Origin of the sequence: Dactylosporangium sp. NPDC048998, assembly GCF_043197855.1 — a bacterium.
Classification (GTDB): Bacteria; Actinomycetota; Actinomycetes; order Mycobacteriales; family Micromonosporaceae; genus Dactylosporangium.
This window is the reverse complement of the sequence record NZ_JBICTV010000044.1, coordinates 14,458-36,550: the sequence shown is the minus strand read 5'-3', so window position 1 is coordinate 36,550 and position 22,093 is coordinate 14,458. Positions and strand designations below refer to the sequence as shown.

The following is a 22,093-nucleotide window of genomic DNA, read 5'->3' as shown; positions in this document are numbered from 1 at the left end:
GTACGCATTCAACGGGAGGCACCAATACCATGACCACACCCCAGCAGCAGCAGCCGCAGGAGCAGCCGCCCCTGCAGCAGCCCGTGGCGCCGCAGCCGGCCAAGAAGGGCATCAAGATCCCGCGCGTGGTGATCTCGATCGTCGTCCTGGTCGTGCTGGCCGGCATCGGCTGGTACGTCAACCGCGACGACGCCCTGAACGCCAACGTCGGCGACTGCCTGCACCAGAAGGGCGCGAACGACCTGGTGCTCGTCAAGTGCGACAGCGCCGACGCGAACTTCATCGTGCTCGGCCGGGTCGAGGGCAAGACCCAGAGCGAGGCCGACGTGGCCGGCGTGTGCGACCAGTGGGAGGACAGGACGGGCGCCTTCTGGGAGGGCAAGAAGGGCCAGAAGGGCACGGTCCTCTGCCTGAAGGACAAGTAAGACCCCCGGTGGTACCGCGGGCCGTCAGCCGGCCCGCGGTACCACCGCAGTCAGTATCCGGGGAAGACCGCGCGAAGGTCGTCCAGCGGGGCCTCCTGCGCTCACGACTTCGCCGCCGGGCAGGTCACGGTCGGAACATTGCTGAAGCCCGCTCCACCCGGCTGCACCGTGTTGTCGGCGCAGACGACATTCTCGTGACCTTCACACTCGGCGTTCCTGCCGTGGATGTCGAAGGCCCAGCCCTGGTTGACCCGGTACGGCGCCACCGAGCCGGTGTTGCCGCGGAAGGTGTTGCCGCAGCCCCAACCGTCGACCTCGACCCGGGTCTTGAAGCCCGACGCGTAGGCGGCCGTGCCCTTGTTGTCGGCGATCACGTAGTCGTTGCCCTTGACGTTGACCCAGCTTTCGCCCGAGTTCTCGCCGGCCTGGCCCCGCCCGTCGAAGACGTTGCCGCGCACCTCGCCCCCGGTCGTGCCTTCCTTGACGTCGACGTCCTCCGCGGCGATGCCGGGGCCGAGCACGTTGTTGAGCACCTTGTTGCGGTCGCTGCGGTCGGGTCCGTTGGTCCAGTTGCTGACCGCCTGCCCCAGGTAGATCGCCTCGCCGTATTCCGGTCGGCGCAGGCCCGTGTCGCGTACCTCGCTGTTGCGGATGATGTTGTCGCTGGAGTTGTCGCGGAAGTGGATGGCCTCGTCCCCGATGGCGTGCACCAGCAGGCCGTCCACGACCGTGTGCTGTGCACCGAGGGCCATCAGGCCCTTCTGCCCGTTGGTGATCGTGAAGCCCTGCAGTCGCCAGTAGCTGGCCGTCAACTCGATCGTGCGGCCCTTGTTGGTCCCCTCGCCGTCGATCACGGCCTGCCGCGAGCCGTACAAGGTGATCGGCGCCTGCGCGGTGCCGCTCGTGACGATCTTGAACTGGCCCGCATAGGTGCCGTCCGCGAGGTGGATCGCGTCCCCCGCCCGGGCGTTGGCCAGCGCGCGCGTCAGCTCGGCGGCATCGTGCACGTCGATCATGCGCAGCGGCGCGGGCTGGTCGCTGCTTCGGGCGGCGGGCGCGGTGGAGACCGGCGCCGGGCCCCGGCCGCCGGACGTGCAACCGGCCAGCGCCAGGACCACCGAGCTCAGCGTGACGTGCACCCGAAGACGCCGCATCCAGCTAGACAACACTACCGACCCGATGCACGGCGGGGTATCCGGACGCGCGGATTCCGTTCCGCAGCGCGAGGGACACCGTCTCGAGCGTCGAGTGTGTGCCGAGTTTCGCGATGAGATTCTGCGCGTGGGTCCGCACCGTGTTCACCGAGACTCCCAGGCGCGCGGCGATCTCGGCACGGGTCAGCCCGTCGACCATGCACTGCAGCACCTCGCGCTCGCGTATGGTCAGCCCGGCGAACGGGTCGGGCGCCGGATGCAGGGTGCGTGCCGACATCTCGCTCAGCACCCGACCGAGAACGTCGGGCGCCAGGTACGCCTCACCGGCACAGACCCCACGGATGATCCGGACCAGACGATCCGTGTCGATGGTCTTGGACACCCAGGCCCGCACGCCGCGCGCGAGCCCGGTGAAGACCGGCTCGACCGACTCCATCGCCGTCAGTATCACGGTCCTCGTCGTCGGCGACAGCTCGCGGATGTCGTCGGCCAGATCGAGCCCGGTGCGATCGGCCAGCATCAGGTCGAGCACGATGACCGCCGGCTTGCTGCGAGTGAGGTGGGCGCGCAGTTGCGCGGCGCTGTACGCGACCGAGACCGGGCCGAGGTCGGGTTCATCCGCCAGCCGAGCCTGTAGCGCATCGGCGAAGACCGCGTGGTCATCGACGACGAGTACCGATATTCCCCCCATGGCTGGCGATGATCCCGGTTCGCGCGGTTGAGCACATCATCCAGATGATGGAGCCAGTCTACGTAGAAGAAGCCGATATATACGTATTGTTCCGAATAACTGGAAAGCCCTCCATCACAAGGCGTAGACGCGGCTGCGCCGATCGTGGGATCCCAGCACCGCCGTGGGCGGCCACTCTTGTGTGCACATCGTCCGCGCAGTTCGCATTTGATTCACGGGGGTTCGGGCGTTCGTGGGGGAGCTCTTCGAATACGTCCGGTCGTGGTTCGTCACGACCGTCGGCGCTACGTCCTGGCGAGCCGTGGTGCCGCTCGGCGTTGCCGGCATCTTCATCTGGACGATCTGGCTCGGCCGTGCAGTGCTGTCCCGCCTCGCCAGACCGGTCGTCAACGACTTCCGGACCAGCGTGTCCGTCGTCGTTCCGTCGTACCGGGAGGATCCGGCCATCCTGATGCAGTGCCTGAAGACATGGCTGGATCAGGACCCGATGGAGATCATCATCGTGCCCGACGTCGAGGACGTCGACGTGCAACGGCGCCTCGAAGCCCTGAGCGACCCGCGGGTACGGATGCTGGTCATGGAACATCGCGGCAAGCGATCCGCGTTGGGGGTCGGCATCCGTGCCGCGAAGGGCGAGGTGATCGTCCTGGTGGACTCGGACACCCGGTGGCAGCCAGGTCTGCTGGCCGCCGTACAGATGCCCTTCGCCGATCCCAGTGTGGGTGGCGTGGGCACCCAGCAGAACGTCTACCAGCGCGGAAGCAGTATCTGGCGCCGGCTCGCCGACTGGCTGGTCAACCTGCGCTACTACGACTACGTGCCGGCGATGGGACGCAAAGGTGGCGTCGCGTGCCTGTCCGGTCGGACCGCCGCGTATCGCCGCTCGGCGGTCATGCCGGTGCTGGAGCATCTGGAGAACGAGTTCTTCCTCGGCCGCAGGTGCGTGGCCGGCGACGACGGCCGGCTGACGTGGCTCGTGCTCGCCTCCGGCTACAAGACCGTCCATCAGTCCTCGGCGCGGGCGCTGTCGATGTTTCCCGCATCCTTCCGGGCGTTCGTGAAGCAGCGGATCCGGTGGAGCCGTAACTCGTACCGCTGCTACCTGACGGCGTTGTGGAAGGGCTGGCTGTGGCGGGCGCCTTTGATCACCAAGGTCACGGTACTGCAGATCCTGCTGACGCCGGCGACCATGGGCATGACCATCGGGTACCTGGTGTTCAGCCGCCTCGAACTGACGTCCGGCGGTATCACGTTCGCGGTGATCTGGCTGCTCGCCGGACGGGCCGTCCGGGGGTACTCCCATCTGCGGCGGCACCCGGGAGAGATCCTGTTGCTGCCGGTGCACGCGCTGGTGGTCATCATGATTTCGCTGCCGATCAAGCTCTACGCGTTTCTCACCATGAACAGGCAGGGCTGGCTCACGCGCGCCAGCGACCGCGTTGGCGGTGAAGGGCAGGACTTCGGATCACTGGCCGGCCACGGCGGCCGCGTGCCCGCTGCCGCCTCGGAGGCACTGTGAGCACGCCACGCCGCGTTCGCGGCCACCGGATCGGTCGGATCGCCGTCTGGGCAACACTTGCCGCGGCGGCGTCCGTGCTGTCGTTCCCAACGGCCACGACCGCCGATCCTGGCGGTCAGGTTCAGCAGGACGCACAGCGGCAGGCGGCGCTCGTCGCGGCCGAGGACAGGAGGCTGGACAAGATTCGCGCGGTCACGGCGGCCGCGAGCTTGCAATGGACCTACCAGGTGAAGAAGCAGTCCCGCAGCACCAGAAAGCCCGCGAATCCCTGGCAGCAACCGTTCCGGGTCAACACCGGCAACAGCTACACCCTGGTACTCACGAAACGAGCCAACCCGTACACGCTCGCGGATCTCGTCAGGCTTGCCCCGCAGACGTTCGTCAAGCAGCCTGACGGCGCGTACCTGTTGACCGAGAGCATCTATCTGGACAGCGGCGCACAGTTGGCGCTGTCCGACCCTGCAGGGTTGGTCATCCGCATGGCCAGCGGTGTCCAGGGCTTCGTCTCCATCGTGTCGTTCGGCGGCGTGCTCACCGTCGCGGGAACCGAGCAAGGGCCGGTGAAGATCACAAGCTGGGATCCCCGGACAGGCCAGCCGGACACCGACGTGACCGATGGACGCGCCTACATCCGCGCCGTTGGTGGCCAGCTGTCGATGGACCGGGCGGCGCTGTCGCATCTCGGATTCTGGAGCGGCCGCACCGGTGGTCTCAGCCTCACCGGCACCGATCGTCCAGACCTCGGTGCCATCGCGGGCGAGCCGACCACCGGAGCCGGTTCGCCGGGCGGCAACACCGTCGACATCCAGCGCAGCGGCGAACTGACCCAACCCACCAACCGATTCGCGGTTCCCGTCGCGCCGTACGTCACCGGCCGGATCACGCACTCCAGCATCACCGGCGACGCCTTCGGCTTCTTCGCCTCCAGCGCGCGCGGTCTCTCCATCACCGACACGACGGTCGAGCAGAGCCTCGCGGACGGCATCGTCATGCACCGGTTCGTCACCGACGCGGACGTCCAACGCGTCGTCTCCCGGGACAACGGTCGCGACGGCTTCGCCCTCCGTGCCACCCAGCAGGTCCAGGTGCGTGACTCCGTCGCCGAGCGCAACGGAAGAAACGGCTTCACCGTCAACGGGCAGCCGCTCGCCGACGGGCTGTCGGCCTCCGGGGAGTCCACGGCGCCGTACGGCGTGAACTCAGTCCTCAACAGTGTCGCCCGCGCCAACAGCCGCTACGGCATCGAGATCGCAGGCGGTCTCAACGTCGCCGTCCGGAACAACCGGGTCGAGAACGGCGACATGGGCGTCGTGATCCGCGGGGCCGCCGACACCGTGACCATCGCCGACAACACCATCACCGAGGCGCGCCGGCACGGCATCTCCGTCCGCGACGGGGTCGTCGGGGCCACGATCACCGGCAACGTCGTGCGAGACGTGACCGACAGCATCTACATCCGGGACTCCTACGCCGCTGTACGCGGCAACACCGTCGACGGCGGCGGCAACCACGGCATCTCGCTGGTCGGCAACGTCTCCGGAACCGTGGTGGCGTCCAACGTGGTCAGTGGGACCGGTTCGTCGGCCATCGACGCGCAACGGGCGCGGGGCAGCGCTGACGTCAAGGACAACCGAATCTCGGGCTGGTCCGACACCAGGTCGTTCTGGGGCACGGTCAGGCACTACGCGAGCCCGATGACGCTGCTCTGGACCGCGATCGTACTGCTGATCCTCCTGGCTGGGTCGCGGCGCACCGGCCGGCGACGGCGCCACGCGCCGAGCGGGCGGTACGGCGTACTCCACCCGTACGGCGACAAACTGCCCTTGCCCACGAGGGTCGTCCGCGAGTTCGGTCACCGCGGGAGGGCGATTCAAGCCGTCCAGACTCCCGCGGTCACCGACGACGCCCAGAACATCCCGGTGTCGGTGGGCTGACCGGCCATTCGTCCAATCGAACATTCACCAGTCGAAGGTTATTCATGGATATGGCGGATGCTACAGACACGACCGAATCGCCCCGGATCACCGTCATCGGGACCGGCTACCTCGGCGCTACTCATGCGGTCTGCATGGCCGCCCTGGGCTTCGAGGTGCTGGGCGTCGATGTGGACCCCGACAAGATCAAGCGGCTGAACTCCGGTGAGGTGCCGTTCTTCGAGCCCGGGCTTCCCGAGATGCTCGCCAAGGCCCTCGAGTCGGGCCGGCTGCGCTTCACCGAGTCGTTCGCGGAGGCCGGCGCCTTCGGTGACGTGCACTTCGTGTGCGTCGGGACGCCCCAGCAGGACGGGTCGCACGCGGCCGACCTGCGCTACGTCTACGACGCGTTCGGCGAGTTGGCCGGCCACCTGCGTCGCCGTACGCTCGTGGTCGGCAAGTCGACCGTCCCGGCCGGAACCGCCGATCGGCTCACCGCGTTGGTCCAGCGGCTGGCCCCTGCGGGCAAGGACGTCGAGGTGGCGTGGAATCCCGAGTTCCTGCGGGAAGGCTTCGCCATCGATGACACCATGAACCCGGACCGCCTGGTGTTCGGCGTCGCGTCGGCATGGGCGCGGCAACGCCTGATGGCCGCATTTGCCCCGGTGATCCTACAGGGCACGCCCGTGGTGGTCACCGACCTCACGACGGCCGAACTCGTCAAAGTGGCCGCGAACGCGTTTCTCGCCACGAAGATCTCGTACATCAACGCCATGGCGGAGGTCTGCGAAGCAACCGGGGCCGATGTGCGCGACCTCGCCGAGTCCCTAGCCTACGACGCCCGCATCGGCGGAAGGTTCCTCAAGCCCGGCCTCGGCTTCGGCGGTGGCTGCCTGCCCAAGGACATCAGGGCCTTCACCCACTGGGCCGAGGAACGCGGCGTCGGCCAGGCCGTAGCCTTCCTGCGGGAGGTTGACGAGATCAACCAGCGGCGGCGCGCCCGCACCGTGGACCTGGTCGTCGAGCTTTCCCACGGCGATCTGGCGGGAAAGCGGATCGCGGCGTTCGGGGCCGCCTTCAAGCCCAACTCCGACGACATCCGCGACGCCCCGGCCCTCGATGTGGCCGGTATGTTGCACGACCGGGGCGCCCACGTCTGCGTGTTCGATCCGGCGGCCCTCGACAACGCCCGCCGGGTGCACCCGGAGCTCAGCTACGGCGAGAGCGCCCTCGACGCGGCCCGTGGCGCCGACGTGGTCGTCCTGCTGACGGAGTGGGCCGAGTTCCGTGAGATCGATCCGGACGCGATGGGCGCGGTGGTCGGACACCGTCGCATCGTGGACGGGCGGCACGCGCTCGACGCGCAGCGCTGGCGTGGCGCGGGCTGGGAGTACCGCGCGTTGGGCCGCCCGGATGTGACGAAGAAGCCGCGCTGACCGGCGAACCACGGATTCCGCCACCGAAAGAACCCTGGAGGCACGTACCAAAAAACGCAATCGCCCCTATTTGCACACCCGTCTCACGTACGCTGTGCCCGGCATTGGCCGCTATGCGTACGGAGCGACCACACGGTACCCAGTCACCGGCCATGTTCGGCCGGGAAACAAGGGGGTTTGTGCATTGAGCGGCTCCATGGAGAGGCCGTCCAGGCCACAGGGGACACCATCCGACACGCGGTTGCGCGACGACAGCCCGCCGGGCCGGTTCATCACCGCCGTTTCCGGGCCGGTGTCCGCCGAGGTCGAGGACGCATGATGCGCATCCTCGTGTGCGACCACCACATCGTCTTCGCCGAGTCGCTGGCGCACCTGCTCGCGACGCGCGGCGCAGACGTGGTGGCGGTGACGAACGACCTCGACGAGACCCTCACCCTGCTTGCCCGCGAAACGGTCGACATCTGCCTGCTCGACGTGGTGTTCGGGGCGCAGACGGTGGTCGACCGCCTTGGCGACCTGGTCGCTGCGGCGCCGTCTACCAAGGTGGTGCTCGTGTGCGGACACATCGACCAGGCTTTGGTCAGCGCGGCATGGGCCGCCGGTGTGAGCGGCATCGCCGACAAGCGTCAGCCGGCCGCCGAGATCATCGCGATCCTCGCCCGGGTGCATGCGGGCCGGCCGGCGATCCCGGCCCGACCCCCGGCAGCGGTATCCATGACGCGCGCACATCCGAAGCCGGCGAACGACGCCCAGCGACTCGCGACGTTCCTGACCCCGCGCGAGCGGGAGGTGCTCAGCGCGCTCGTGAGCGGCGTCAACACCAGCAAGCTCGCGCGAAACCTCGGCATCGCAACCGCCACAGCGCGCTGCCACATCCAGAGCGTGCTCACCAAGATGGGCGCCCACTCGCGGCTCGAGGTGGCCACCACCGCAGTACGATCCGGCATGGTCAGCCCGCACACTGGAGAGTGGCTCATCCACACCGACTGAGCTGGTCGAGCTGGGCCGGTGTTCACGTCCGTCACGACGTTGGAGGCGCTGACGAGCCGATATTCGGTGACGTAACCACGTGACGTGGGGACGGTACGACGCCATCCTGTGAGGGCGCAGTGGGACTCGGTGAAGGCGACGGTGGCGGCGAGTCGTACGAGCCGGACGGCGATGGCGTCACTATGGTCGGCGGCTGCTGCGGTTCCGAGCCGGTTGGAGGCAGCATGACGATCGTGACGGCCACAAGCAGCAGCATCGCGGCGACCCAGCTGACACGTCGCACGAATATGGACGCCGGACGGCGCACCAGCAGCGCGGTCGGGGGGATCGCCGGCCGCAGTCGCTCCGGGGTGACTCGGGCCGCCTGTGCGGCGAGTGCCCAGCGCAGGCGCCCCTCAATGTCGACGTTCATCGTCGCAACTCCGATAGCGCGTCACGCAGGATTGTCAGAGCCCGGTTGGCTGTCGACTTCACGGTGCCGCGCGACACGTGCAGCACCTCGGCGATCTCCTGCTCGGACAGTTCCGACCAGTACCGCAGCACCACCACCTGGCGTTGCCGGACGGTCAGCCGCGCCAGCGCCGCGAGTACATCCTGGTCTTCCTCCGACAGCAGGGCCTCTTCCTCCGCGGCCGGCACGGGTGGCGGTGGCGGCGGCACGTAGGCGCGGGCACTGCGGCGTCGGCGCAGCACCGACCGCGCCGCGTTCATCACCCCGGCCGTGAGGTACGCGTGCGGATCGGCGATTGTGCGCAGGTCCGCCCCGTGCCGCTGATACAACGCGGCGAACACATCCTGCACGACATCCTCGGCGGTGGGCAGGTCGTCAACCATGAGGACGGCCAGCCGTACCAGGCTGAGCCGCCGCGCGTGGTACAGCGCGTTGATCGCCGGCGGACCATCCCGCTGCGGGGTGCCTCGGGAAGCGGACGTGCCGGACATCACCGAGCGCAGCACGCGCAGCAGCGGCCAGGGCAGGCGGAACGTGAGCGTCATGGTTCTCGCAGGTCAGGGAACAAACGCGCGACGATACCGCGGAGCCGAACCGGGGTCACCGCCGCGGCGACGGCGAGGGCACGACCGGCGAGGACCCCGGCGAGGGCACGACCGACGACGACCCCGGCGACGGCACGACCGACGACGCCCTCGGCGAGGGCACGACTGACGTCGACCCCGGCGAGGGCACGATCGACGGCAGCGGCGAGGGCACGACCGACGACGCCCTCGGCGAGGGCACGACTGACGTCGACCCCGGCGACGGCACGATCGACGGCAGCGGCGAGGGCACGACCGACGGCAGCGGAGCCTCGTCGGCGAACGCGACGGCGGACACGGCGCCGATCGCGGCGACGGTAGCCGCGAACATGACATAAGCGACGGAACGAACCTTCAGGCGCATCACAGCACTCCAGTGGATGAGGTACGGCTTCCGCAGCGATAGACGCACGACGCCACTCAAGGTTGGCTCCGCAATAGTGACCTGGATCACGGCGCCGGTGCTGCCCTGCGGTCGCGGGGCAACACCGGCGCCGGTCGAAGGGCCGTCAGCGGATCGGGTACACGTACACCCCCGGCTGCCCGCCGTCTTGTTTTCCGGTGACCAGGCTGCCATCCGCGCCGTCGAGGAACGAACCGGGTACGCCGGAGCCGGGCAGCTCCAGGTAGGTTCCGGCCTCCCAGGAGCCGTTGCTGTAGCCGACATAGGCGGAGGTGCCGCCGAGGCCGCCCGTGCCGCCGCTGGCGTCCCCGGTCTCCCACTGCAGCTTCTGGAACTGCAGGACGATGTCGAAGGCGCCGGGCCCGACGTCGCTGCGGTCGACCAGGTAGATCTGGAACGAGTTCAGCTTGTCCGCGTGGCCGGAGTAGTAGCCGACGTTCGTGTAGGTGGCGCAGAACGCGGTCCGGCCGTCGACTTTGCCCGTGCCGTAGTGGACGGGTTCGGTGCCGGGGCCCTGGGTGTCGACGTCGGCCCACCATCCGGCGACGATCGCCACGCTGGTCGTGCCGAGTGGGCCGGGCGTGTACTGGCTCAGCGGGCCGGTGAAGGTCAGGTTGCCGTTGTTGTTCACCCAGACCGAGCCGAACTGCCGGCCGTAGAAGTTGACCGGGAACGGCAGGGTGATCTCCGGGCTGGAACCGTCGTCGGTCGGTGCCACGTTGTCGGCGTTGCAGGTCAGGCCCGGAGCTTTGCCGCCGTTGGTGGCGGCCTGCGCGGTCGCCGCGGAGGTGGCGGCGTTGACGTCGCCGGTGAGCGCGACGTCGAGGACGCAGGCATCGAACGTCGGGCCGGGCTGGATGCCGGCCGCCTGGCAGGCTTGGATCGCGGCCTGGCGGTTGGCGTCAGGGAGGCTGTCGACGCTGATGTAGCCGTACGGGAACGCGGTGTCGGTGAACGTGGTGGTGTCCTCGCCGGGGGCGTAGTCGAACAGCGATTCGGCCTGCTTGATCCGCCAGCTTGCCGAGTATGCGCCGTAGAGCACATCGGCGGGCGACGACGGCGGAAGTACCGTGCCGTCCCTGGTGGTCAGGTCGTTTTCTGCGGCGCCGTTGGCGTCGCCGAGCAGGCCGGTGACGTGCCCGCGCCGGCCGTCGGCGAGGCTGAGGGCCAGCGTGATGAGCTGCCCGCTCGTCGCGTCGACGGTGACGAAGGAACCATCCGGCCAGCGCACGGTGGCCATTTGGGGCGCGGAGAGCTCAATGCTGCCGCCGCCCGGTAGGGCCAGCGGTACCGCAGTGAGCGTGACCGGCTGCCCGTCGACCGTGACCTTCAGCCCCTGTGCGGCCACCGAGCACACGACGCGATGACCCGCGACCTCGAACGCCGCCGCGACGTTGACCGCCACGGTTCGGGAGCCGGGGAGCGGGGCCTGCCGTACCTGGATCTGGAAGTCGTCCGTGCTGGATTTCACCGCGACGAACTCCCCGACCTGCTGGAAGTCGTACCGGGCACCGTCGAAGGTGATGAGGTGCGGGTCGCCCCACGTCGTGCCGCAGGTGGTGGTGCACACCGGGATCGGGTCCGGCGGGCGCGGCGTGCCGGTCGGCGGGTCGGGCAGCTTCGGATTGACGGTGACCGTCAGCGTGGCGGTGGCGTGGTTGCCGGCCGCGTCGGTGACCCTCACCGTGACGTGCGCGCCGCCCGCCGAGCCGGCCGTGCCGGAGATGGTGCCGTTCGGATTCAGCGTGAGGCCCGGCGGCAGGCTACCGGAGTCGAGCGTCCACGTCAGGTTTCCGCTGCCGTTGGCCGCGGCGAGCGTGGTGCTGTACGGGACTTCCGCGGTGGCGTCGGGCAGTGAGGTCGTGGTGATCCGTAGGCCGCCGGTGATCGTGATCGGGATGACTTTGGAGAAGGTGTCTCCGGCGTCGTCGGCGACGCTGAATTCGGGTTTGAAATCGCCGTTGGCCGACGGTGTACCGCTCAGTGTCCCGTCATCCGCGAGGACGAGACCCGGCGGCAGGCCGGTGGCGTGCCACACGTAATGGATCTTCTCCGAACCGCTCCCGGGCTTGTTGCTGCCGCCGCTGGCCGCCAGCTTCGCCGAGTATGCGGTCCCGACCTGCCCGGCCGGCAGACCTTCGGTGTCGATCTTCAGGTCGCACACGAAGAACGGGCCCTCGTAGGCGTCGAAGCTCGCTTTGGCCAGCACCGCCTCGTATGCGAGCCGCTTCTTGAAGAGGTTGATCGCGCCGCCGGTCTTGAGCTCGACGTACGGGCCGACCGTGACCTTGCCCGGGCACGGCTTCGTCGCCGACGCCTCCACGCCCGCCTCGACCTTGATCTCCGGCCCAGCGACCCCGTATACCCACGCCACGATGTTCACAATGGGTGCGATCTTGACCGTGCCCGTGGACTTCGCGCCGCCCTTGATCGGCGTCGTGACCCCGCCGGTCAACTTGGCGTTGCTCAGGTTCCGGAAGCCGGCGCCGTCGCGGTACTCGAACCCGGCTGTCAGCACCGCCTTGGCCGACGCGCCGAAGCTCAGTTCGGCCTCGACCGCGGCGCTGGCCGTCACGTCCAACGATACGACCGGGACGATCACGATCGGCAACTCTCCCACTAGGAGGACGATCTTCTTGAGAGCGTACGGGCCGACCACGTTCTCCCAGGTGTGCTCGATCTTGCCGGCCTCGCCGGTCAGGGCCACGTCGGCGCCCAACTCGGCGGTCCCGGATACGCTCAACAGGAACTGGTCGATCGTGATCGTCGGCTGGCTCCAGGACCAGTGCGGCGTGATCTTGATCTGGACGTCCATGGAGGCGCTGAAGCTCTCCCTCAGTCCGGTCTTGAGCGTGAGCCTGCCCTGCGTGACACTGAGCGATTGGTTCAGGTTCAGCGTCGGCGTGCTGACGGCCGCGCGGGTGTTCGCCCGAGGCGCGATCCCGGCCGCCGTGGTCGTCGGCTGCTCGAGCGGTACGCTCGCGACGATGTCGGCCTGCCAGAACACCTCGTCCAGCGTCGCCGGCACGGTGCGCACGACGTAGGCGTTGCGGACTGCGGTAATGCCGGTGACCCGCCGCATCAGCCCCTTCGGCGCGGCGGTGGTGACGTCGGCGACGATCACCTGACCGGTGGTGAAGGCGGGGCGGCGGCGGAACGTGATGGTGCCGTCCTGCACGTCGGTGATCGCGCCGGTGTCGGCCGCCGACAGCGCGACGGCGTCCGGTGCGGTGATCGTCGCCGTCGACGAGGGTGCGGCGACGCGGAACTGCACACTGTCGGCGGCCGTGGCGCCCCGCGCGGTCCGCGCGCAGACGACCAGCGTGTGTGTGCCGGGCGGGGCGGACGTCTTGACCGTCCAGTCCCGGTCGCGGTCCAGGTCGCGGTGGTGGTCGTGGCCGTCCGGGCGGGTCGGCGCCGGTGTGGCGATGAGCACGCCGTCGGCGTACACCTGAATCGATGCCACACTTTCGCGGCGCTCGGCGTGCACGGAACCGCTGACCGTGAACACCGGCGCGCGGGTCAGGTCGACGACGGCTCCCCGGCGGGGGCTTTCAATACGGACCGAAATGTCGTCGTGGGACTTGACCTGGCAAGGCCGCGATCCACTTGGAGACGGTGAGGGCGACGGTGCGGGCGATGATGATGACGAGCGTGACGGGGACGGATGCGCCGTGCCGGGGTCCTGGCCGTGGGCCAGGACAGTGGTTCCGGTGGCTGCTAGCAGGCCGATGACGGTTACTGCGAAAATCGACAAACGACCTGTTCGGTGCAGTCTCTGACGCATGCTGAACCTCTCGTTTGGGCCGCAGGCAGATTCGTGCGCACTGATTGTTGGCTCGTCGATTACGCGGCAGCAATTGTCCGATCGACCGACCGAATTCCGAGTACGGGCGATCCGAAAGAGGCGGAACGCAGGCGTCGACAGCGAATCGCGCCTCAACTGGGTGAAGCGTTCCGCGATGTGTCAGATGCCATGCGCAATGACAAATAGCTGCACGTGGAGCCAATCGAATGCTTATCAGGGCCGAACGGCGCCCACGGGACAAATCGGAGGGGGCTCAACTAGCCGCGGGCCGGGCGTTTCGTCGGCATGACGCATGCTGTTGCGCATTCTCGGCTCGCCGGTTCGGGCGAAAGGTAGATGCTGGAAACGATCGCGGAGGGCTGGACACGCAGCATTTCCGGAGCAGGGCGCCAGGGGATATCGAGGAAGGACCCCTTATGCACCCCGTCGACAGTTGGGTGCAGTGGTAGCGACTGTTCGGTCTTGGTTCTGGCGCTACTGGATCCGGCTGTCCGCCGTGGTCTCAGGACAGGGCGCGGGCGGCGCGGGCGGCCTTCGCGGCTTTGCTGGTGCCGGTGAACTCGGCCAGCCACCGCCGCAGCTCGCCTTCCGGCACCGGGACTGCCGTGTCCACCAGGAGTTCCACCAGCCCGAACAGGCCCGCCCGCGACCGTTTGAGGGTCGGTAACAGCGTGCCGAGGATGCCCGCGACTTCTGGGCTCCGCCCGGACTCCGCCACTGCGCGTAGCGCCGAGGTCCATCGTTGCAGCGGTACCGCCGGCGCCAGCCAGCCCATCGCCGCACCCAGTTCGGCTGGAGCGAGTCGGGCCGGCACCAGATCGTGTACGGCGTCGGCGCCAGCGACCCGGTCGGCCAGCCGCTCGGCGCCGAGCACGGCCGCGACCAGGACCCGGGCGACCGGCGGCACGGTGACCCGCGCGCCGAGCAGCGGCCGCAGTACCCCTTCGCCGGTGAACCGACCCACCTCGCCGGCCGGCCACTGGACGAGGACGAGGGCGGCCGGCACGCCGAGGTTGCCCGGCCAGGTCGTGGCGAGCCAGGGCCACCAGGCCGCCGCCAGGTACCGGTCGAGGTGGTCGTCGACGGTGCTCAGCGCGACGGTCGGCAGCAGCGCATCCGGATCGGTCCGGCGCGCCGGCATCACGGCCCGGAACCCGATCCCTCCGTCCACGAGCAGCCGGGGCACCAGTGCGGGGGCCCGGCCGGCGCCCACCTCGTCGAGGCCGAGGACGATGAGGGCGGCGTCGTCGTCGTACGGGGCACGGGCTCGCGCCGCGGCGACCCACAGCGGGGCGTCGGCGGGGGTGACCGTGGTCGGTGGCGGTCCACCCAGGGCGTAGCGCAGGGCCGCGCCGAACGCGCCCGGCACCTCGGCGGCGAGGCCGGGCCCGGAGGCGGCCGGGTCCGGACCGAGCCGCAGCAGCGCGGCCACCGCGTCGGCCGGCCGGTGCTCGACCGGTCCGCCGGCGGTCAGTCGCGCCACGAGAACCTTCGGGTCGACCCAGCCGCCCGCGTGGGTCGGCTCGGCCAGCGGCGCGAACCGGTGGCCGGCGAGCAGGGTGTCGGCGATCTCACGGGCCCGCGCCGCCAGGAGGCCGGCCTTCGCCGGGACCGGGCTGTCGCGGAAGCGGCGCTGCCCGGCGGCCGCCGTGACGACCATGCCGACTATGGCAAGCACGTCCATCTCCACCGGCAGGTCGTTCGTGCGGCGCACGACGCGCCGGGCCACCGTGCGTAGCCCCTCGGGGTCCGGGCCCAGCCGGGCGGCGGCGCACAGCGCCCGCTCGGCGAGGTCGGCGTCGGTCGGGTCCTCGACCAGGACCGCCAACGCCTCGGCGAGCTCCGCGTGGTCGACGATCGGCATCGCCGGTACCAGAGGAGGAAGGGTGAGGGGCGCGGGGATGCTGGACGGCATGACCGACGCGGGCGCGGGGCGGCCGAGGAGGCGGGCCGCGGCCGCCCGGACGTCGGGGTGCGGGTGGTCGAGCGCGGCCCCGGCGAGCGGCACACCGCCGAGCCGCAGCGCCTTGAGCGCCACCGCCTTGCCCGGCGCCTGGACCGCGGCCGGCAGGCTCGGCGGGTCGACCGGCGTCCCGGCTGCGCGCAGGGCACGGAACGCGTCCAGCCCGACCGCCACGACCGGGCCGATCGGGGAGCGCAGCAGCAGGTCGTAGGCGGGCTGCCGGGCCGCGGCCTCGGCCACGGTCGGCGCCAGCTCGCGGTGCAGCCCGACGAACCAGCCGGCCCGGAAGCCCGACGTCGCCCGGCCGAGCGCGGTAAGGGTGGCGTTGAGCACACGCTCGCGGTCGACCACGCCGGCGGCGAGCAGGTCGAGGACCGCCTCCCGCCAGGTGGCGCCGGGCCGGCTCAGGAACCGGTCGGTCCCGGCGAGGCTGGGCGCCCGCTCGCGGTCGACCTCGAAGAGCCGCCAGAACACCTTGGCGAGCAGGTCGGGCTCGGCGCGCAACCGGTCGGCGATGCGGCCGGTCGGCGTGGAGCGCGGCGCGAAGTGCCCGCCGGCCCATCGCCCGGCATCGACGAACGAGCCGATGACGGCGAGCACGTAGTCGTCGTCGGCTGGCAGCGTCACCTCGCCGCGCCGCTCCAGCTCGCGGACCGCGACGAACGCCCAGCCCAGGTCGGCGGCCCCGGCCATCCAGCGCACCGCGGCCTCGGCGGCGGCCTGGACGTAGCGACGGCCCCGGGCGACCGCGACGCGGATCTCCTCGTCGTCGCGGGGCAGGCCCTGCCCCGGCGACACCGTCGCGATCCGGGCCAGCCGCAGCCGTCGCCGGTCTCGGTCGGTCAGCACCGGCCCGGCGCCCCGGCCGTGGACCCGGGCCTCGATGTCGGCGGCGAAGGCGGCGTCGACCTGGCGGGCCAGGTCCACCTGGGCGGGCCCGTCGAGGTCGCACAGCATCGGCACGACGGTCTCATCGGGCGCGGCCAGCAGGTCGTCGAGGCGGAACACGGCCGCAGCATAGACCGCCGACCGCGCTACCAGGATCGGCGAAGATGCGCTTAGGTTCGGTCTCGTTCCTGGGCCGTACCGGCAGGTACGGCCCAGGAACGGCGTGTGTCAGCGGCCTACGGTGTTGGAGGCCCAGACCGCTCGGGTTGGGGAGTACAGCACGAGGTTGCCGTCGTTTTGCATGACGAGGCGGTTGGCGCCGGTGCCGGTGGTGTTGGCGGCCCAGACGGGTCCGGTGCCGGTGTACTCGACGAGGTTGCCGTCGCCTTGGACGATGGTGAAGGTGCCGGTGCGGTTGGTGGCCCAGATGGCGCGGCCCGCGGCGTTGTAGACGACGAGGTTGCCGTCGCCTTGCATGATTAGCCGGTAGCGGCCGTCTGATGATTGCAGCCACTGGCCGCGGTCGAGTTTCTGGTTGGTGGTGAGGGTGTCGCCGCAGACGGCCCATTCGCGTTCCGGGGTGCGGGTGATGTAGTCGCGCCAGCGGATGGTGTCGGCGGGGATGCCTCGCGCGCGCAGGCATGCGTAGACGGCGGTGGAGGGTATCCAGTGCCGGACGCCGTCGGTGTCGATGTAGTGGCTGTCGCTGTCGGGGTGGGTGACGATGCGGCCTTTCATGGTGTTGATGTCGTAGCAGTAGTCCCATTGCGAGCCGGGGAAGGCGTTGACGTACTCGCGCCAGCGGGTGTCGACGACAGGTGTGCCTTGGTTGGTCCGGCATGCGAAGGTGGGGCCGTCTGGGATCCAGGTCTTGGTGTCGTCGGGGTGGATGAAGTAGGCGTCGCCGTCGGCGTGGCGCAGCACCTTGTTGCGTAGGTTGGCCTTGTTGAGGCAGTAGTGCCAGCCGACTTCGGTCACGGTGTTGACGAACCCTGCCGGGACGTCGCGGACGGGCACGCCGCGGCCGATCTCGCAGTCCCAGGTGGGGCTGTCGGGGATCCACTCGCGGCGGCCTTCGTTGTTGATGAAATGGCTGTCGCCTCCGGGGCCGCGCACGATGCAGTTGCCGCCCGGCCGGTTGGCGCCGGAACGGATCTCGGCGATCTGGTAGCGGGTGACGGTCACGACGACGCGGCCTTCGGCGCGGGCGCAGACGTAGTCGGTGCCGGTGGGGATCCAGTGCCGGAGCAGGCCGTTGCTGTCGGCGTCGAGCACGTAGGCGTCACCGTCCGGGTGGCGGATGATGTCACCGGCGTGGGCGGTGAAACAGGCTGCCGGCTCCTTCTGCGGGTAGCTGCTGATGACGCTCCAGGGCACGTTCAGCGACGCTTTCGCCCAGCCGCCGTTGCAGGCGAAAACGGCGTCGCTGCCGATCGCGTGCCGGTAACCGGTGGTGTCGATGTAGAAACGGGCGCCCTCGGGGGAGATGAGGATCCGCCCGCGGGGGTTGGCGTCGGGCGCACCGGGTGTGCCACGCAGCGTGAACAGTTCGTGGGCGCGGATTTCGAAGCGTCGCTCGCCGGCGCCGGCGACGCGGACACTGACGATCTTGGTGTCGTTGGTGTTGTTGAACCCGTAGACGCCGATGGTGCCGTCGGGATTGCGGAAGGCGACAGAGTAGACGTCACCGGAGGCGGTCACTGGCAGTACCTGCGATCCGGGATCGCCGGCCCGTGACAGGTGCGCGAGCGTGAGGAACTCGGCCTGGGGCAGGATCGCGCCGGAGGCGGGGTCGATCTGCAGCACGCCTCGGCACTCGCCCTTTTTGTCGTCGTGGCAGGTCTTCGGGATCTTCGGTCCACCGGTTGGGTCCAGGGCCAGACTCCACGCGAAGAGCGTCCGAGAACCGGCGTTGATGGCGTCGCGGACCAGGTATTGCGAATCCCATGCGAAGGTGCCGGCGATGTCGTCGCGGGACATGCCGGTGCATTCGGTGACGGCGACCGGCATACCGAGACCGGCCATGTTGGAGGGGCTGGTCTTGCCGTAGCAGTGGAAGGCCGCGCCTTGGAACAGTCGTGGCGCGAGGAGGTTGAGCAGTGTGACGCGCCCGGCGTTCTCCCAGTTGTGGTCCAGCGCCCACAGTTGGACGCCGCGGCGTTGCAACTTCGGGTCGAGGGTCTTGGCGACGGCGGCCATGTCCGCGTCGGTCATCGTCATGCCGGGGTAGTTGAGCGGCGCGTAGCCGGGCTCATTGGCCATTGTCATGTACGTGAGCGGAATACCGCGGTTGAGCAGCCAGCCGGCTTGGGCGTCGAGCATGTTGGCGTAGGCGGTGCTGTTCGAGGACAGGAACGGCGCCCCGGTGATGACGCCACCCTGTTTCATCGACGGCGGCGCGGACCAGGGTGTGGCGAGGACCTGCAATTGCGGCTGGATTGCCTTGATGGAGGCGACGACGTTGGTGGCGGTGACCGCCTGCGCCGGTGCGGCGGCGAGGGTTCCGTTGGCGTTCCAGCCGAACGACCACAGGTTGGTCGGTTTGCCGGTCGTAGGGTTCGTTTTCGGGTCCGTGAGGTCGGTGGCTGTCAGAGGCAGGCGCAGCAGGTTCAGGCGTGCGCCGTTGGCCGCGTTGGGGTCGTAGAGCCTGGTGAGCGCGGCCGGCCGCTGCTGCAGGAGCGTGACGGCGGCATCCGTGAGGGTGGCACCGGTGCCCAGCCACGTTTGTTTCGGGTTTGCGGCGTCGACTGTGATGCTGCTGGTGAAGGTGGTCGCTGTCGACGGGGTCAGGGTCGCCAGCTTTCGGGCCCCGGCCTCCGGTCCGCTGGCCCAGCCCCGCCACGCCGGGTCCGACGCCGCTGCCAATGCGATACCACCCGAAGGGCCCTGCCCGTTACCGACCACGAGACCGAGCAGCGGAAGGGCCAGAACGGCCACCACCGCCTGCACCCACTGTGCTTTGCTGCGCCCGCGTCCTGTGTTGCGCATCTGGCACACCTCTTGGCGTCGAAGTTGGAATCGAGGACATTTCGTCTGTCGAACCGGGTGCGGCAATGATCTGTTCCTACTTCTGGCTGCGACCGCTGGCGCGCTTCCGTGATGCGCGCGAAGCTTCGGCGCACGTCAGGCCCCGGCGATCCGGCGGTGCGGACGTGGTTCGCGAATCGCCGGGCCTTTGCAGGCCCGGCGGCGTCATAGGATCTTGGGCTGGTGTCCCGCCTGCGGAATCGTCACTGCCGGAGAGCCGCCCGAACCGCAACAAGGACCGCATTGACCCAGGGTCGCGCCATCACATCCGGTATGCAGCACCGAACTCGGCCAACATCGTCACCGACCAGCCAGACGTTCTTGTCTTCGCGGACTCGGCCCTTCAGGTCAGGGCCGACGGCGGCCTCTCCCGCTGTACCAGCGTTGTCGGTCGAGCCGCGAAAGATCATCAGCAACGGCGACGAACGCTGCTGCCAATCGGACCTGGTTCGAAACACCTATAAAGCCTGGGAGCGCAAACGTCAGCGGTGTGTGGCAGGCGCGAGCTGCACCCGAATGTCCCCTTATGGTGCCCAGCCGTTGAGCGGCGTGTGACGGGGATGGCGGCTCAGCCGGCCGGTACAGGTCAGCTCGGCGTCTGCTCTTCGGGACGGCCCAGCTCGACGATGGTCCGCAGCGTAGCGCTGAACTGGTCGTACCGTTTCTGGCCGATCGCCTGCGCCCACCGCCGGCCGACGTCGCGGCTCAGCTGGGATCCGGTTCGGAAGAGGCGCCAGCCCCGGTCGGTGTACCGGATGACGCGGGCCCTGCCGTCGGACGGGTCGCGGTCTAGCCGGACGTAGTTGAGCTTCTCAAGGTCGCGGAGGAGGTCGTTGGTCGCCTGCTTGCTGAGCCGCAGTTGTGCGGCAAGCTCGGTGGGGCGCATTCCGTCGATGGGTGGGTAGCGCAGCAACGGTCGGTGGACCTCGCGCAGGTCGTCGAAGCCGGCGGCGCGGAGCTGCCCGTACACCTCGACGTGCAGCGCCTCCCATGCCATGCGCAGCAGCGCGCCGATCTGCGGCTCGTCCTCGGGGCGTTTCATGATGCTTGACAGTCTAGTACGGTCAACCGTACTTTTTTAGTACGGCCGACCGTACTATTGGAGGAGCGCATGACCTCGCGACGCGAGATGGAGCACTTGATCGAACAGCACCTCGACGCGGAGAAGGCAGGGGACTCCGCCGCAACGGTGGCTGTCTACACCGACGACATCGAGCACGACGTGGTCGGCTGGCCGACCGGACCGGTCATCGGACCGGCCGCGGCGCAGAACTTCTACGACCAGTTGATCGCCGCTTTCGTCAACGAGGACATGACCGCGACGCGGACTCTGTACGGCGAGGACTTCTGCGTCATCGAACACCGCGCGACCGGCCGTTTCCCCAACGGCTTCCTGGGTGCGCCGGGCCGCGACGAATCGCTGGTGTTCCGCATGCTGCACGTGTTCGAATTCCGCGACGGCGCGATCAGCCGGGAGAACGTCTGGCTTGATGGAGGGGCCATCGTCGCGCAGCTCACCGGAGCATAAGGCACGCGGCGGGTCCGCACCGAGGCTCCGACGTAGCGGGGTCTGGGGCCGGCGCCCCGAGACCCCGCACCACAACCGTGACCCGTTCGATGGTTCCTGAACCTGCCGCCTCAACTGTCGTAGCGCTTGTGATGCTGCTTGGGTTGGTCGCGCATGGCAGCAACAATGCTCGTGGACCTTCCCGGCGAATACGCCTGTTTTACCTTCAAGCTGTCGGCATCGCGCTTCTTGGTCTCGGTCGCGCATCGACCCTGGCTAGGGTGATTCCTACCCGCCGTCAATAACGTGGCTGGCCGTGATTCGACAGCTCACAGTCCAGTTCGGGAGGGAACATGACGGTCCGGCAGAGATACAGGATTCTTGCGGTCGCGGCGCTGCTGCTCTCGCTGACCGGATGCGCGGACGCTCAAGACAGGGCAGCGAACGCCAAAACGAGTGCCGGTGACCAGCCGACCGGGCAGCCGGGCGGGAAGAACAACGGCTGCGTGCTGACATCCGACGAGATCGGCAATGTGATCGGCGACAGGCTTTCGACGCCGATATCCACCAGTGTCGGCGATTCTACGATGTGCACTTATACCAGCACGACAGCATCCTCTGTCGTCGTGGTCACCTATATTCCCGCCGGAGCAACAGCATTCACCGCGATGCGGAATGGCACAGCGAGTGCTGTGGGCGGCATCGGCGACAAGGCATACCTCCAGACATCATCGAACGCCAGAGAGTTGCATGCACTCACCGGCGCGGCAGCGGTGGTGATCAGCATCCCGGCCAACACACCCAACGCCGATACCGCCCTGCGCAACCTGATGACGACGGCATTAGGCCGCCTGCCGTAGCCCGTTTGCGCCGGCTGGAGCGGTCGTAGCTCAACCGGCACGGTGCTGGAGCGTCCGCGCCCAGTGATGATCGCCGCGGTGGTGCTGGCCACGGCCGCGTTCCTCACGACGTGCGTCCTCGTCATGTCCGGCGCGGTCGGCGGTTAACGAGCCACGACTACGGGCCGCAACCGGACGCACAGCCGAGACGGGCGGTTGACGGGCCACAGCGCGTTTCACGAGCCACGGCCCGGGCGGCAGCCGGGCGCTCAGTCGGGGCGGTGGTCGCCCGTCGCACCGTCGACCAGCTCACGAACTTGCAGACGTCGGCGATCTACGGCAAGGCGGCGCGAGCGATCATCCGCAGCACCTGTGGTCAGCGGGCTCCGGCTCTCCGGCGTCGACGCGTCACGCGTGGACGTCGACGCATCCTGTCACGACGCATCGACAAAAAGGAAGGATACTTTACAGTTAAGGAAGGAGTCTTTACAGTTA

At 69.0% G+C, this 22,093-nt stretch carries 15 protein-coding genes; 7 read left to right on the top strand and 8 right to left on the bottom strand.

Annotated elements, in window-relative coordinates; all coding sequences use genetic code 11:
- Positions 1-29 precede the first annotated feature (29 nt).
- Positions 30-425, top strand: coding sequence for a hypothetical protein (locus tag ACGFI8_RS43355; RefSeq protein WP_392813748.1), 396 nt, complete (start codon positions 30-32; stop codon positions 423-425).
- 101 nt (positions 426-526) lie between these two features.
- Here the strand turns inward: ACGFI8_RS43355 and ACGFI8_RS43350 are convergent, their stop codons facing one another.
- Entirely contained in the window at positions 527-1,579 is a 1,053-nt protein-coding gene (locus tag ACGFI8_RS43350; protein ID WP_392813745.1) for a right-handed parallel beta-helix repeat-containing protein, read from the bottom strand.
- Between the two features lie 4 nt (positions 1,580-1,583).
- A complete protein-coding gene (locus ACGFI8_RS43345; RefSeq protein ID WP_392813743.1) occupies positions 1,584-2,270 on the bottom strand; it encodes a response regulator in 687 nt (228 codons plus the stop codon).
- Positions 2,271-2,502: 232 nt separating this feature from the next.
- Between ACGFI8_RS43345 and ACGFI8_RS43340 the strand changes: the two genes are divergently transcribed.
- The 4 genes from ACGFI8_RS43340 (at position 2,503) to ACGFI8_RS43325 (ending at position 8,128) form a co-directional block, all read left to right on the top strand.
- Positions 2,503-3,789 carry a glycosyltransferase family 2 protein gene (locus ACGFI8_RS43340; protein ID WP_392813741.1) on the top strand — a complete coding sequence of 429 codons (1,287 nt, stop codon included), beginning with the start codon at positions 2,503-2,505 and terminating at the stop codon, positions 3,787-3,789.
- The gene (locus ACGFI8_RS43335) at positions 3,786-5,723 is read left to right on the top strand and encodes a right-handed parallel beta-helix repeat-containing protein (RefSeq protein WP_392813738.1); all 1,938 of its coding nucleotides are present in this window, start codon (positions 3,786-3,788) and stop codon (positions 5,721-5,723) included. The genes ACGFI8_RS43340 and ACGFI8_RS43335 overlap by 4 nt, the downstream gene beginning before the upstream one ends.
- 50 nt (positions 5,724-5,773) lie before the next feature.
- Positions 5,774-7,138: a UDP-glucose dehydrogenase family protein gene (locus ACGFI8_RS43330; RefSeq protein WP_392813736.1), complete on the top strand. Its 1,365-nt coding sequence runs from the start codon at positions 5,774-5,776 to the stop codon at positions 7,136-7,138.
- Positions 7,139-7,315: 177 nt separating this feature from the next.
- Complete coding sequence (locus tag ACGFI8_RS43325; protein ID WP_392813733.1) at positions 7,316-8,128, top strand: LuxR C-terminal-related transcriptional regulator; 813 nt, start codon at positions 7,316-7,318, stop codon at positions 8,126-8,128.
- 408 nt (positions 8,129-8,536) lie between these two features.
- On the opposite strand, the gene ACGFI8_RS43320 is transcribed toward ACGFI8_RS43325, so the two are convergent.
- The 6 genes from ACGFI8_RS43320 to ACGFI8_RS43295 form a co-directional block, all read right to left on the bottom strand.
- On the bottom strand, positions 8,537-9,124 hold the full coding sequence (locus ACGFI8_RS43320; RefSeq protein ID WP_392813731.1) for an RNA polymerase sigma factor: 588 nt from the start codon (positions 9,122-9,124) through the stop codon (positions 8,537-8,539).
- 55 nt (positions 9,125-9,179) lie between these two features.
- On the bottom strand, positions 9,180-9,494 hold the full coding sequence (locus tag ACGFI8_RS43315) for a hypothetical protein (RefSeq protein ID WP_392813728.1): 315 nt from the start codon (positions 9,492-9,494) through the stop codon (positions 9,180-9,182).
- Positions 9,495-9,672: 178 nt separating this feature from the next.
- The gene (locus tag ACGFI8_RS43310) at positions 9,673-13,032 is read right to left on the bottom strand and encodes a nidogen-like domain-containing protein (protein WP_392813726.1); all 3,360 of its coding nucleotides are present in this window, start codon (positions 13,030-13,032) and stop codon (positions 9,673-9,675) included.
- Between the two features lie 844 nt (positions 13,033-13,876).
- Positions 13,877-16,345, bottom strand: a complete 2,469-nt coding sequence (locus tag ACGFI8_RS43305) for a DUF6493 family protein (protein WP_392813724.1) — start codon at positions 16,343-16,345, stop codon at positions 13,877-13,879.
- Between the two features lie 108 nt (positions 16,346-16,453).
- The gene (locus ACGFI8_RS43300; protein WP_392813721.1) at positions 16,454-19,279 is read right to left on the bottom strand and encodes a glycoside hydrolase family 30 beta sandwich domain-containing protein; all 2,826 of its coding nucleotides are present in this window, start codon (positions 19,277-19,279) and stop codon (positions 16,454-16,456) included.
- Between the two features lie 559 nt (positions 19,280-19,838).
- Entirely contained in the window at positions 19,839-20,294 is a 456-nt protein-coding gene (locus tag ACGFI8_RS43295) for a MarR family winged helix-turn-helix transcriptional regulator (RefSeq protein ID WP_392813719.1), read from the bottom strand.
- A 57-nt stretch (positions 20,295-20,351) separates the two neighbouring features.
- On the opposite strand from ACGFI8_RS43295, the gene ACGFI8_RS43290 reads away from it, so the two are divergent.
- Positions 20,352-20,780: a nuclear transport factor 2 family protein gene (locus ACGFI8_RS43290; protein WP_392813717.1), complete on the top strand. Its 429-nt coding sequence runs from the start codon at positions 20,352-20,354 to the stop codon at positions 20,778-20,780.
- A gap of 332 nt (positions 20,781-21,112) precedes the next feature.
- On the top strand, positions 21,113-21,619 hold the full coding sequence (locus tag ACGFI8_RS43285) for a hypothetical protein (RefSeq protein ID WP_392813716.1): 507 nt from the start codon (positions 21,113-21,115) through the stop codon (positions 21,617-21,619).
- Positions 21,620-22,093 lie beyond the last annotated feature (474 nt).

Coding starts and splice junctions, on each gene's coding strand:
- ACGFI8_RS43355 (WP_392813748.1), top strand. CDS start 30: ATGACCACACCCCAGCAGCAGCAGCCGCAGGAGCAGCCGCCCCTGCAG.
- ACGFI8_RS43350 (WP_392813745.1), bottom strand. CDS start 1,579: ATGCGGCGTCTTCGGGTGCACGTCACGCTGAGCTCGGTGGTCCTGGCG.
- ACGFI8_RS43345 (WP_392813743.1), bottom strand. CDS start 2,270: ATGGGGGGAATATCGGTACTCGTCGTCGATGACCACGCGGTCTTCGCC.
- ACGFI8_RS43330 (WP_392813736.1), top strand. CDS start 5,774: ATGGCGGATGCTACAGACACGACCGAATCGCCCCGGATCACCGTCATC.
- ACGFI8_RS43320 (WP_392813731.1), bottom strand. CDS start 9,124: ATGACGCTCACGTTCCGCCTGCCCTGGCCGCTGCTGCGCGTGCTGCGC.
- ACGFI8_RS43315 (WP_392813728.1), bottom strand. CDS start 9,494: ATGTTCGCGGCTACCGTCGCCGCGATCGGCGCCGTGTCCGCCGTCGCG.
- ACGFI8_RS43295 (WP_392813719.1), bottom strand. CDS start 20,294: ATGAAACGCCCCGAGGACGAGCCGCAGATCGGCGCGCTGCTGCGCATG.
- ACGFI8_RS43285 (WP_392813716.1), top strand. CDS start 21,113: ATGACGGTCCGGCAGAGATACAGGATTCTTGCGGTCGCGGCGCTGCTG.